Annotated in this window: 10 protein-coding genes; 8 read left to right on the forward strand and 2 right to left on the reverse strand. The window is 45.6% G+C overall.

Annotated elements, in window-relative coordinates:
- Positions 1-30 precede the first annotated feature (30 nt).
- Positions 31-921, forward strand: coding sequence for a myo-inosose-2 dehydratase (gene iolE / locus Xsze_RS10375; RefSeq protein ID WP_038237721.1), 891 nt, complete (start codon positions 31-33; stop codon positions 919-921).
- An 18-nt stretch (positions 922-939) separates the two neighbouring features.
- Positions 940-1,770, forward strand: a complete 831-nt coding sequence (gene iolB / locus Xsze_RS10380; RefSeq protein ID WP_038237719.1) for a 5-deoxy-glucuronate isomerase — start codon at positions 940-942, stop codon at positions 1,768-1,770.
- Between the two features lie 57 nt (positions 1,771-1,827).
- Here the strand turns inward: iolB and Xsze_RS10385 are convergent, their stop codons facing one another.
- Together Xsze_RS10385 and Xsze_RS10390 are read right to left on the reverse strand one after the other, a co-directional pair.
- Positions 1,828-3,108 (reverse strand): cytosine permease, encoded by a 1,281-nt coding sequence (locus Xsze_RS10385; RefSeq protein ID WP_038237717.1) that lies wholly within the window; start codon positions 3,106-3,108, stop codon positions 1,828-1,830.
- A gap of 32 nt (positions 3,109-3,140) precedes the next feature.
- A complete protein-coding gene (locus Xsze_RS10390) occupies positions 3,141-3,830 on the reverse strand; it encodes a helix-turn-helix transcriptional regulator (RefSeq protein WP_038237714.1) in 690 nt (229 codons plus the stop codon).
- A gap of 2,399 nt (positions 3,831-6,229) precedes the next feature.
- Here Xsze_RS10390 and tssB point away from each other — a divergent pair.
- From tssB to Xsze_RS10420, 6 genes are read left to right on the forward strand one after another with little or no spacing between them, the layout of a single operon-like run.
- A complete protein-coding gene (gene tssB, locus Xsze_RS10395) occupies positions 6,230-6,727 on the forward strand; it encodes a type VI secretion system contractile sheath small subunit (RefSeq protein WP_099138330.1) in 498 nt (165 codons plus the stop codon).
- 27 nt (positions 6,728-6,754) lie between these two features.
- Positions 6,755-8,302, forward strand: a complete 1,548-nt coding sequence (gene tssC / locus Xsze_RS10400; protein WP_099139126.1) for a type VI secretion system contractile sheath large subunit — start codon at positions 6,755-6,757, stop codon at positions 8,300-8,302.
- Positions 8,303-8,314: 12 nt separating this feature from the next.
- On the forward strand, positions 8,315-9,652 hold the full coding sequence (tssK, locus tag Xsze_RS10405) for a type VI secretion system baseplate subunit TssK (protein ID WP_038241802.1): 1,338 nt from the start codon (positions 8,315-8,317) through the stop codon (positions 9,650-9,652).
- Positions 9,649-10,311, forward strand: a complete 663-nt coding sequence (tssL, locus tag Xsze_RS10410) for a type VI secretion system protein TssL, short form (RefSeq protein WP_038241805.1) — start codon at positions 9,649-9,651, stop codon at positions 10,309-10,311. Before tssK ends, tssL begins: the two co-directional genes overlap by 4 nt.
- A gap of 7 nt (positions 10,312-10,318) precedes the next feature.
- Entirely contained in the window at positions 10,319-12,070 is a 1,752-nt protein-coding gene (locus tag Xsze_RS10415) for an OmpA family protein (protein ID WP_038241808.1), read from the forward strand.
- A 1-nt stretch (position 12,071) separates the two neighbouring features.
- Positions 12,072-12,563: an Hcp family type VI secretion system effector gene (locus Xsze_RS10420; RefSeq protein WP_038241809.1), complete on the forward strand. Its 492-nt coding sequence runs from the start codon at positions 12,072-12,074 to the stop codon at positions 12,561-12,563.
- Positions 12,564-12,793: the final 230 nt, after the last annotated feature.

Below are 12,793 nucleotides of genomic sequence, written 5' to 3' on the forward strand. Positions count from 1 at the left end.
CCCTATTTTTCATTTCACAGGAGAACCCTTATGGCTGTTCAACTTGGTATTAATCCCCTGACATGGACAAATGATGATCTTCCTTCTCTGGGGGCTGAAACATCTTTGGAAACGTGTCTGACAGAAGGACGACAAGCGGGATTTGTCGGTTTTGAGCTGGGTAATAAATTCCCTCGTCAGGCACAGATTCTGGGGCCTATTTTGGCGAAGCATGATTTGCAACTGGTATCTGGTTGGTATTCTGGTGAATTGCTGACGCGCAGCGTTGAAGACGAAATTATCGCTGTCCAGCCACATTTGACGTTGTTGCGTGACTTGGGAGTCCGTGTCATGGTTTTTGCCGAAGTTACACATTGTATTCATGGCAATCAAACGGAGCCTGTACATTTACGCCCACGATTCCCCGCAGATTGTTGGCAAGAATATGGTGAAAAACTGACGGAATTTGCTCGTTATACCCAATCACAGGGTGTGCAAATTGCTTACCACCACCACATGGGAACGGTGATTGAAAGCGCAGAAGATATCGATAATTTGATGGTCCATACGGGCGAAGAGGTTGGCTTGTTGCTGGATACCGGGCATCTTACTTTTGCGGGAGATGATCCCTTGGTTGTGGCAAAGCGTTGGTGCAAGCGCATTAATCATGTGCATTGCAAAGACATTCGCCTTGATGTGCTAAAAGATGTCAAAAATAGAAAAACCAGCTTCCTTGATGCGGTATTGAATGGCGTCTTCACCGTACCGGGAGATGGCTGCGTGGATTATCCAGCTATTTTTGAGGTATTGAAATCAAACCATTATAACGGTTGGCTGGTGGTGGAAGCTGAACAAGATCCAGCTGTAGCCCACCCACTTACGTATGCCACGCTGGGTTATCACAATCTGTACAGTTTTGCCAAAGAAGCGGAATTAATTTAACGCGGAGGTGGAAATAAAATGTCTGAACTATTGTCAAAATACCACGCACCTGATCAGGACAAAAGAACACAACATATTACGCCGGAAACAGCAAACTGGGGATATGTCCATTTTGCTGTTTATGAATTGAAGGCAGGGGAATCTGTTGTTTTACCGGCATCGGAAAATGAAACTTGTCTGGTGTTGGTGGCGGGAAAAGCGACAGTGATCACTCCCGAAGAACGGTTTGAACAAATCGGGGAGCGAATGGAGCCTTTTGAACGTAAAAAACCCTATGCTGTCTATGTTGCCCCACAGGAACGGATGGAAATTATCGCTGAAACTTACCTTGAACTGGCTGTTTGTCAGGCTAAAAGCAAGGGAAACTATCCTACCCGCTTAATTACACCGCAGTATATTGGTGCAGAACAACGTGGCAAGGGTAATAACCGACGTTATGTCCATAATATTTTGCCAGATAACGAACCGGCAGACAGCTTATTGGTTGTTGAGGTTTATACCGATGAAGGTTGTACCAGCTCTTATCCTAGCCATAAGCATGATACTGACAATGAACCCAAAGAAACCTATTTGGAAGAGACTTATTATCATCGCTTGGAACCATCACAGGGTTTTTGTCTACAACGGGTCTATACCGACGATCGCTCTCTGGATGAAACAATGGCTGTTTACAACAAAGACGTTGTGATAGTCCCAAAAGGTTATCATCCGGTTGCAACTGTTGCGGGATATAATAACTATTACTTGAATGTTATGGCAGGGCCGACGCGCAAATGGCTATTTACGTGGGAACACGATCACCAATGGGTGAACGGTAAAGAATATGCAGCGAAACATGAGGGTGGCTAAATAGAAAATTGCTCCTTATTAGGGAGCAATTTTACAGGCAGGGCATACTGCAAGCAATTAAGAACGCTGACAGGCTAACTTGATTAACCAGTAGCTGACACTTGCTATTAATAATGAATTAATTGTGGGTACGCCCCATTGAATGACGAGACCAACAATGCTGCCGATTGTGCTGGAAATAATGGCAGCCCAGCCAATCATGGGAGTCTCATTTGGAAGTGTGCCTTGCTGTCTGCTCTCATCCAACGCCTTGCGATGAGAGCGTAAGAGATAATAATCAATCAGCATAACGCCCAAAATGGGGGGAAAGACAACGCCCAGTATGGTCAGAAACTCTTCGAACCGCTCCAGAATGCCCAGAATAGAAAGAAGAGTGCCTAACATGCCAATGACGATAGTGGTGATGCGGTAACGGAATTTTTTTCCGGTGATACCCTCTATGGCATTAATGATACCGAGCGATGAAGAATAAAGATTCAGGTCATTGACTCTTAATGTAGAGAAAACGACAACAAGAAGACCAGCACCACCGGCAGCTTGTGACATGATAGTCACAACATCGCCGGAGTTCAGGGCTTTTGCAATAAGAATAGCTAACCCATTAATGATAAATTCACCCGCAATGATTGTGAGTAACGTAATTCCAAAAACATGCTTGCCTGATTTTGTATAGCGGGTTAAATCAGGCGTCATCAGGCTGGCAACAATCGCACCACCAACGACAATGGTAATACCTGCACTAATGGACAATGTGTTGCCATCGTGAGGAAGTTGAATAATCTCATACAGAGAATTTCCGGTTCCACCGGATAGCACGAGAGTAGAAATATAGATAACCAAAAGAATGAACAGGGGAACAGCAATTCTGGCGGTAAGTCGTAATGCTTTAAAACCAAAGGCAACCAATGTTGTTAATAACATCCCGGATAATGCAGCCGACCAACCAAATCCGAGCTTGTTACCTAATGCGTAATTAAGGGACTTGGCAAAAATGGCATTCTGGATACCGAACCAACCCAATAAACTAATGGCAACAATTAAACCAATCAGTACCGAACCTATACGGCCAAATCCACACCAGCGAGCCAGCAGACTACCGGATAGACCTTCACGCATCCCGGCAAGTCCTAGCCCATAAGTAACAACACCAAAAATCAGACTGCCGATAAAAATGGCGATAAAGGCATCGGTTAATGTCATTGAGTGACCGAGTAATGCACCGAGCATAAATTGATCCAATGCTGTCAACATCCCCATATGGACAATCGCTACGCTTAAAAATGACAAGCGCTGCGTTTGCGGCACTCGGCTAAGTGGGTAGTCTTCAATTTTAACCATGATATTTTGTTATTCCTCGGGAGGCTTAGTCGTCAGATAAATAGAATGCCTTTCTCGATCAGGCGTTCGGGAATGTAATTGTCCAGCTGTAAATGCCGACAGAATTCTTCAAATTGTTGATAAGAATGGACATCGGCTTTTTGGTACATGTTATATATTCTGTTTTCGATGGTCTTATGGCTCACATTGTAAATTTTGGCTATTTCCTTATTTGAAAACCGATGCAATATAAAAAAAATGATATCCATTTCCGCCTTAGTGAATAGCTTGGTATCAATTTCGGTTGTCAAAATACTGGGCTTTTGTTGATTGATATATTGTAAAGGAGACAATGTATTCAATGGTTTAGCATTCCATACTATCCAGATGCACTGTTTTTCATTGTTGTATACGGGGAATTTTTCACTAATGAATGGGGTTAAGAAATTTTTGCCATACCAGTAATGAGTTTCTATGACAGAAACTCTGTCCTGCGATTTTTCAGTTCTTTTATCATGCTCGGTTAAATCTTCGGCTAATTCAGCCCAATCGGCTGGAAATTCATGATCAAGCTTACCGTCTATATCGAATTTTACCGGAGTATTCGTGTAAAGAAATGCAGCCTTATTCATGTAAATATGGCGAGAGTTTAAATCCTTAATTCCCCAAGGCTCACTTAAATGTTCCATCATCGCGATCAGCCCCTTGAGATAGGAATTATTATCGTTGTAGGGTGAATGCATATTTATCCCACTTGGCTAGATATACTTAATTTCTTCGCGAAATAGCGGGCAATGATGAAGCTCTTTTTTCAATTTTTCGCAAGTGTTAAGATCAAATTTTTCATAAAAATATCTGACCTGAAAACTAAAAACGTTTATGCAAGCGACATGGCAGAATCTCTTAAATATGTCATTCAGTGAGCTTGGGTTATCTGTAATGTGTACTTTCATTTTTAAATATACTTCTCAAAAACAATAGTTTTATATATAATTATTATTCAATGAAACTAACCTCTGGCCTAATTATCACTTTTTTGTTTTCATTTCAAGAGTGATCTTCACCTATTTAACTTTTTATAAAAAGTTATTATCTTTATCCGTGGTAGACAGAAAAATACGAAATATACCGTTCCGTAGTAGCTATCTGCCTTTCACTTATTTTTAGTGGAAAGAAGAAGTGCCTGGCCAGGGCATCACCAGGGAAATCTATTTGTACTTATGTTTTTGATATAAAAAATAACCACAAGAATTTCGTTCAAATCTTAGGATAAGATCTATTAAATAATGGTTATTCAAGATGCATAAGCGACATAACAATATAAACATTATCCGAGATAATGACTGATTGATTTTTTTATATCATTAATCGGTTTTGTCTTTTTTATGATGATCGTTGAGCTCTCCTTTTTTGGGGATCGATACTCTGTTTTTGTGTAATTTCTATAAAATAGGCTAAGGGACTGTGAAGGTCTCTGATGCCTTTTGTAAACCACACTTTGTAAACTAATTGTAAAATACTTACATTGTTTGATCTTGATAACAAGACCCTACTGAATTTATTGTTGCTATTTAGCAGAAAAAAAACAGTCTGTCATCTAATGAGTATTTATTTGAAGGCAATATTAAATATATTGTCAACAGTTCATTCTTATAGCTCAATTGTTTTTTATTCACTTCCTCATAGAATGTATTAACCATGAGTTAATTAATCTAAATTCTTTAGATAAGTTATTATATATTTCGTTACTTTATTTTTAGTTAATATATGGTGATTTTTATCATTCTTTAGTGTGGGATAGATCAAATATTAAATTGTGTTAAGTCATATTATCGTTACCTTTCAGAATGTAACTCTATTGCTTAAGCTTACTATATGGTCTGTTAGGTTACCGGTATCAGCTTGTTAACCTTTCGACAGCATCTTGTTTTTTGCCATTCAAAAAAACGATAATTTATTGAAAATATAGTTATTTTAGTAAAATTGTGTGAAAGGGTTAATTGTTGATCTGCTTTTCATTTTTTGTAATGACTAAAAAATATTATTTACTCTTATTCTTTATATGGACTTTTTTATTATGGTTATTTTGGATTACAAAATAACCATAATAAAAAATGTAATACAACCATTGAAAATGGAAATCACTGCATAACGTAAATGCATCGAAGTTGTGTCACTTTATGGAACGCGTTTTGTTCACTTTTATGTAACATATTTTCATTGGACGGAAAATGAGATAGTCAAAAAGACAACTCATTTAATGAACAATGAATGGAAAGCATGATGGGGCAAAAAAAAGATCTGGGTTAGGTAATATTGTTTCTATAGGTGAAATTTTTGTTTTGCCTCTTCTATTATTGCGATATTGATTTTTACAATACCTTGTATTTCTATCTTAAATAGCTATGTTTGTTTGAATAAACAAATTCAACTCTCTCTTTCAATTTTTCTTGTTTTTATAAGATTGCATTTTTAGATTACTTTTCGCCCTATTAAGCGTGTTTCTGAAGTAATCTCCTGCCTCAGCACAATTTGATTATAAAATATTCTAAATATCCGGTGTATGACCCCGAACAATAAGAAAAAATGCAAGTATATACTTAACCAAATCTTCTGATTGGTGCGGTAGCTATTATGCTTTAATCTTAAGTGTTTTGATAAGCTGACTTATCTTTATAGGTGTAACAAAACATGCAAGTTATTTTCCATTATCAGATTAAACTGATAATGGTCATATGCTTGTTGTGTTATTTTGTTGCGGTTTTCTTATATTTTCTATCCAGATCTAGGCTGTTTACATCTAAAAGGATAGAGGGTAATGACATGAAGGAATAACGGGTAATATCACTCAGTTAATTATTTTGTATGGATTTAAGTGATGAAGGGGACAGTATGAATGCAAATTATCGTACTTTTCATTTGTTATATCGACAATATTAATTAATTATATTAATGTTTTATTGCTTTTTAGTATGCTCTCACATTTGAATTGGTTATGACTTAAATGTGTCCTGCTATCTTTTGGTTTATGGTTTGATCTAAGTTGCTGAGCCATTTATTGAGGGTAGAAAAGGACTATTGAGGACAGAAGAACCATTGCTATAGGACAGCAGACAGTCACTTGTTTTGAAGGACAAAAACCATGTCAGACAGTTTCCAGAACGAAGTCCCCAAGGCCCGCGTCAACATCAGGCTTGACCTGCACACGGGCGGGGCACAGAAGAAAGTGGAATTGCCCCTGAAATTACTGGCGGTGGGGGATTACAGCAACGGTCAGGACACCCGTCCCCTGTCCGAGCGCGAAAAAATCAACATCAACAAAAACAACTTCAACAGCGTGCTGGCGGATTTCAGCCCGCGGGTCAACCTGACGGTGGAAAACACCCTGGCGGGGGACGGCAGTGAGGAGAGCGTGGCGCTGACGTTCAGGGACATGCAGGACTTTGAGCCGGAGCAGGTGGCGCGCCAAATCCCGCCGCTGCGGGCAATGCTGGCGATGCGCAACCTGTTGCGCGACCTGAAATCGAACCTGCTGGACAACGCGACGTTCCGCCGGGAGCTGGAAGCTATCCTGAAAGACCCGTCCCTGAGTGACGAGTTGCGCAGTGAACTGGCGGGGCTGGCCCCGGAACACGACTAACCCACTGGACCCATTCATAACAGGATTATGCTGATGTCTGTCAATACGGAAACAACCCAAGCGGCACAGGAGACGGTGCTGGCGCAGCAAGCGGCCAGCAGTGTGTATGCGTCCCTGTTTGAAAAAATTAACCTGACCCCGGTGGGCCGGCTGGGGGATATCAATGCCTACCAGGACAACGCGGCGCTGGCGGATGCGACGGCGGACGAGCGCGTGACGGCGGCGGTGCAGGTGTTCCTGGAGCGGCTGAAGGCGGCGGGCCAGCAAGTAGAGCGGCTGGACAAGACGCTGCTCGACCACCACATTGCGGAGCTGGACCAGCAAATCAGCCGGCAGCTGGACGCGGTAATGCACCACCCGGCATTCCAGCAGGTGGAATCGGCGTGGCGCGGGCTGAAATTTCTGGTGGACCGGACGGATTTCCGCCAGAACGTGAAACTGGAGCTGCTGGACATCGCGAAGGATGACCTGCGGCAGGACTTTGAGGACAGCCCGGAAATCATCCAGAGCGGGCTGTACCACCACACCTACATCCAGGAATACGACACCCCGGGCGGTGAGCCGATAGCGGCGGTCATCTCGAACTATGAGTTTGGCCGGGGCCCGCAGGACGTGGCACTGCTGCGCAACATCGCGAAGGTGGCGGCGTCGGCGCACATGCCGTTCATCGGCTCGGTGGGACCGGCGTTCTTCGGCAAGGACACCATGGAAGAAGTGGCGGCCATCAAGGACATCGGCAACTACTTTGACCGGGCGGAATACATCAAGTGGAAGGCGTTCCGGGAATCGGATGATGCGCGCTACATCGGGCTGACGATGCCGCGGGTGCTGGGCCGCCTGCCGTACGGGCCGGACACAGTGCCGGTGCGCAACTTCAACTACGTGGAAGAGGTGAAGGGGCCGGACCACGAGAAATACCTGTGGACCAACGCGACGTTTGCGTTTGCGGCGAACATGATGAAGAGCTTCATCAACAACGGCTGGTGCGTGCAAATCCGCGGCCCGCAGGCGGGCGGGGCGGTGAAGGACCTGCCCATCCACCTGTATGATTTGGGCACGGGCAGCCAGGTGAAAATCCCGTCGGAAGTGATGATCCCGGAAACCCGCGAATTTGAGTTCGCCAACCTGGGCTTCATCCCGCTGTCGTACTACAAAAACCGCGATTACGCGTGCTTCTTCTCGGCGAACTCGAGCCAGAAGCCGGCGCTGTATGACACGGCGGATGCGACGGCGAACAGCCGCATCAACGCGCGGTTGCCGTACATCTTCCTGCTGTCGCGCATCGCGCATTACCTGAAGCTTATCCAGCGGGAGAACATCGGCACCACCAAGGACCGGCGGTTGCTGGAGCTGGAGCTGAACAACTGGGTGCGCGGGCTGGTGACGGAAATGACCGACCCGAGTGATGACCTGCAGGCGTCGCACCCGCTGCGCGATGCGAAAGTGGTGGTGGAAGACATCGAGGACAACCCGGGTTTCTTCCGCGTGAAGCTGTACGCGGTGCCGCACTTCCAGGTGGAAGGCATGGACATCAACCTGTCCCTGGTTTCCCAGATGCCGAAAGCCAAAGCGTAAGCAGGGGATGATATGAAGATTTACCGCCCGTTATGGACTGATGGAGCCTTTTTGGCTCCACAACAATTCCAGCAGCAAGCGCGCTGGGGATCATATGTTACTGACATCGTGGCAAACATGGGCATTGCTCATCCTTGGGGGGTATTGGAAGCAGAGTTTGATGAAGGTGCATTGGCAATATCCCGATTAAATGCGATCAAACTTATTGTACGTTTCCCCGATGGTACTGTGATTGATACTGCGGTGGCGGATAATCTCCCGCCCGCCGTTGATCTTTCTTCCATTGATGGGCGTGAGAGTGTCGATATCGTACTGTCTTTGCCTTTATTGCAGGCGAATGGCGGTAATCTGGCATTGGACGGGCACAATGATCGGCCCCGCCGCTACCAACAAGAGTGGATGTCTGTTCAGGATCTGATTGGCAATGAACTGACAGATATTGCGATTGAACGTTACGCAATTACCTTGCGTTATGCTCATGAAGAAAACGGGGCTTACCTGACATGCCCGGTGGCGCGTTTGATCCGTAACTCTCAGGGGCAGTGGACATTTGATCGCCACTTTATCCCGCCCATGCTGTCATGTTCCGCCAGTCCCAGACTGATGGAATCACTGACAGATTTGATGCATCGCCTGAAAGCCAAGCGTCGCCGTTTGATGAGCATTCGTCGGGAAAGCAATGAACGTTTAGCGGATTTTGCCGTTGCTGACGTATCGCTGTTTTGGTTGCTTAACTCTTTGAATAGTGCTGAACCGGTACTCGCTGAATTGCTGGAAAGCCCGACCCGTCACCCTGAACTGCTTTACCGTGAGCTGGTTCGTCTGACTGGCAGTTTATTGACTTTTTCGTTGGAACATCAATCAGAGGCGATCCCGACTTATCAGCACACGGCTCCGGCGTCTGTTTTCCCGCCATTATTTGATTTGCTGAATAATTTGCTGGAAGCCAGCCTGCCTTCCCGTGTTATTCCGATTGAACTGACAAAAGACGGTCAATTCTGGAAAGGCGATCTCAATGACAGTCGTTTGCGTGAAGAAGCGGATTTCTTCCTGTCCGTTCGTTCTTCCCTGCCAGCCCATTTACTGCAAACTCAGTTCCCGTTGCTATGTAAAGTGGGCAGTCCGGATGAAGTTGCAAACGTGGTCAACGTGGCACTCAACGGTGTTCCGTTAAAAGCGCTTTCTCATGTACCTGCGGCAATTCCAATGCGGCTTGAAAATCAGTATTTCGCGCTGGAGCTTAATAATGATTCGGCAAAAACCATGCTGGATTCTGGTCATTGCGCTTTCTATGTACCCGGAACGTTGGGTGATGTTCAACTTGAATTATTTGCCGTGCTGCGCTCATGAATAATCAAAACAAAAATATCGCTGTCACCATTGATACGCTTTTTGCCGACACCTGGCTGATGGTGTGCCAGTTACGCAACGGTGTGTCTATCGAAAATGGCAAGGCACTTTATCGTCGGGCCTGTGAACAAATTGACAAAACACGCCAGTCACTTATAGATGCTGGTTTTTCCAACGCAGCAATTGATCATATGTCATATGCCCAGTGTGCTTTACTGGATGAAAGTGTGATGAATCGTGGTGTGAAAGATGCAGGATATGAACAGTGGCTTCAATCACCCCTTCAGACCAAATACTTCAACACACTGGAGGCAGGGGACAAACTTTGGGATCGCATTCGGACCGTACTTCATGAGCCTGCACCTGATCCGGCTGTATTGATTTGCTTCCATCGGGTATTGACCCTGGGATTCAGTGGTAAATACCAAGAATCGGAAAATAATCATCGGGAAGATGTCTTAACGGCACTCACTAATCAAGTCCCCCCTTATGCGCTGGTTGCCAGTCAACCTCTGGTTTCTCAGCCTGCCCGTTATTTCAGCCGCCGTCGCAAATATTGGCTGGGATGGATTGGCGGGTTGGTAGCGCTGGGCGCGTTATGGTGGGGATTGTCATCTTCCTTGCAGCAACTCGTTCACCAATGGCTTAATCAAGGATAATCCTTCGATGCGAATCTTGTTCAAACAAGGACTGTGTTTGCTGGCGGTTTTACTGGCTGGCTTGCTGATCTGGGGATTCTGGCATCTGGGCACTGGTATGCGTCTTCTGTTGACTCTGGTTACTCTGGCGATTGTAGGAGGGTTAATCTTCCGTTGGCGTAGTCAGGTTAAACAGTATCAGGAACAACACACCAGCCTCAGTGAACTGACTCTGCCCGCGGAAGATTTCCGTGGGGCACTGGTTCTGGTATGCGGCCATTCCCAAGATCTGTTCAGCCAGGGCGTTTCCCATCGGGAAACATTGCAGGGGTGGTATATTTCCACGCCTGAGCCTAAAGCATTCGTTCATACAGTCCAGCATATTGCTGAAAATGCGTCGGGTTTACTGGCTAATCTTTCAGTCATGTTTAGTGTTGCACCTGAGAAGTTACATGATCAGGACAAATTGCAGCAATCCGTTCTGGAGTGGCGCAGGGCACTGGGTGAAAGCCGACAATGGATTGGGCATGTTCCGCCTTTCTGGGTGTGCAGTCACCTTAACCCATTGATCAAACCAGATACCTCATCATCCCAGGCTTCATCAACGTGGTTTACGCTGCATGATGCGGCAACCGGCTTTCAGGTAAGGGGAACGACACAAACGACTCAGTCATTATCTGCCTGGTCTGTGTCGGAAAAAGGAAAATATCTGTCACATTCTTCTGAAGTTTTGTGGTTGGATCAGTTTGTGCAATGGCTGAATAAACAGTTCTTGCCCTTGTTAGCATTGCCGCAGCCGGGAACACCTTCATTGACGCCGTGTGCCGTGGCATTGGCATTTGCGCCCGTGAAAGCCGTTTCCAACAACCTCTGGCTACAGCAGCTTAGTGGAACGACAACATTGGGTGTTCCGTCGGCGGCCGATACTGATAATGCCGCTCCATTGCCTTTTCCCGATGTTTTGCTTACCCAACTGCCCCGCCATTCCCGATTGACCACAATAGAAGTCTATACCGGCATTGCAGGTGTCATTGGCGGCGTGTTCTTGCTGCTGGCGCTGTTGGCCAGTTACAGCAATAACAAACGATTGCTGACACAGATCCAGGATGATCTGGTGCTGTTCCACCGTCTGGAAGGTGAGCCTGTCGAGCCGAAAATGCAGGCATGGAACCGGCTGAAAGATGATGCAAATTTACTTTCAGAGTGGCACCGCAAAGGTGAACCGGTTTCTCACTCATTGGGGCTATATCAGGGACAACGCATGTTACCTCCCGTGCAGGATGCCATTGCCAGCTGGGCTCCGCCTTTGCCACCAGAGCCTAAGCCAGAACCCGAACCGATAGTCGAACCAACTCCTCAGACAGTGAGCCTGGATAGTTTGGCACTGTTTGGTGTCGGGAAATCGGCCCTGAAACCTGATGCGAATAAAGTACTTATCAGCGCCCTCGTTCAGATCAAAGGCCAGTCAGGCCATCAGATTGTGATTTCTGGTTATACCGATAACACCGGCAATTCTGCATTTAATCAGCGACTTTCTTTGAAGAGGGCTGAAGCAGTACGCGATTGGATGTTGCAGAACAGCGACATTCCGGCCGCGTGTTTTAGGGTGCAAGGGTATGGTTCAGACCATCCTGTCGCATCCAATGACACGGAAGCAGGCCGTGCGGCCAACCGCCGTGTTGAAATTCGTCTGGTGCCACAGGCGAATGGCTGTCAGGCACCAGCGAGCTTGTCTTCACCGGAACTGGGTGAAGAACTGAACCATGTTATGGAGAAATAAAATGGCAATACCTGTTTATTTATGGCTGCAAGATGATGGTGGCGCGGATATCAAAGGCTCTGTCGACGTGCAAAGTCGTGAAGGCAGTATCGAAGTGGTGGCTCAGGATCACAACCTGTACATCCCAACCGATAACAACACCGGTAAACTGACTGGCACCCGTATTCATACCCCATTTATTTTCGTTAAGGAAATCGATGCGTCCAGCCCTTATCTGTACAAAGCAGTGACTACAGGTCAGACACTGAAAAAGGCTGAATTCAAATGGTATCGGATCGATGACGCAGGTCAGGAAGTTGAATATTTCAACACCACGCTGGAAAACGTCAAAGTGGTGAAAGTGGCACCTAAGATGCATGACATCAAAGATCCCGCCAAAGAGAAACATAACCACCTCGAAGAAATCGAGCTGCGTTATGAAAAAATCACCTGGACTTACAAAGACGGTAACGTCATCCATTCTGATTCTTGGAATGAGCGTAAAACCGCTTAACGAAGTCTTTCTTCAGCAGGCAGGAAACTGCCTGCTTTTTAATTTTTTCATTTTTTAATTTGCACATGCTGCACATAGTTTTTTGCATACAGTTTTTTCTGATTTGTTTTTTTTGCCAAGCCCCTGTGTTGAATAAGCAGTTGAATAACTCGCCAAATAAAGTGAGTTTCCCCTTTTGGATACGGGGATTTGGTAAAGGGAGCAACAACTTATCTTCGCGACCTCATGGG

Source organism: Xenorhabdus szentirmaii DSM 16338 (assembly GCF_002632585.1).
GTDB lineage: Bacteria > Pseudomonadota > Gammaproteobacteria > Enterobacterales > Enterobacteriaceae > Xenorhabdus > Xenorhabdus szentirmaii.

Excerpts from the sequence above, each read along its gene's own strand:
- Xsze_RS10385 (WP_038237717.1), bottom strand. The coding sequence starts at position 3,108 with ATGGTTAAAATTGAAGACTACCCACTTAGCCGAGTGCCGCAAACGCAG.
- tssB (WP_099138330.1), top strand. The coding sequence starts at position 6,230 with ATGTCAGACAGTTTCCAGAACGAAGTCCCCAAGGCCCGCGTCAACATC.
- iolE (WP_038237721.1), top strand. The coding sequence starts at position 31 with ATGGCTGTTCAACTTGGTATTAATCCCCTGACATGGACAAATGATGAT.
- Xsze_RS10415 (WP_038241808.1), top strand. The coding sequence starts at position 10,319 with ATGCGAATCTTGTTCAAACAAGGACTGTGTTTGCTGGCGGTTTTACTG.
- iolB (WP_038237719.1), top strand. The coding sequence starts at position 940 with ATGTCTGAACTATTGTCAAAATACCACGCACCTGATCAGGACAAAAGA.
- Xsze_RS10390 (WP_038237714.1), bottom strand. The coding sequence starts at position 3,830 with ATGCATTCACCCTACAACGATAATAATTCCTATCTCAAGGGGCTGATC.
- Xsze_RS10420 (WP_038241809.1), top strand. The coding sequence starts at position 12,072 with ATGGCAATACCTGTTTATTTATGGCTGCAAGATGATGGTGGCGCGGAT.
- tssL (WP_038241805.1), top strand. The coding sequence starts at position 9,649 with ATGAATAATCAAAACAAAAATATCGCTGTCACCATTGATACGCTTTTT.
- tssC (WP_099139126.1), top strand. The coding sequence starts at position 6,755 with ATGCTGATGTCTGTCAATACGGAAACAACCCAAGCGGCACAGGAGACG.
- tssK (WP_038241802.1), top strand. The coding sequence starts at position 8,315 with ATGAAGATTTACCGCCCGTTATGGACTGATGGAGCCTTTTTGGCTCCA.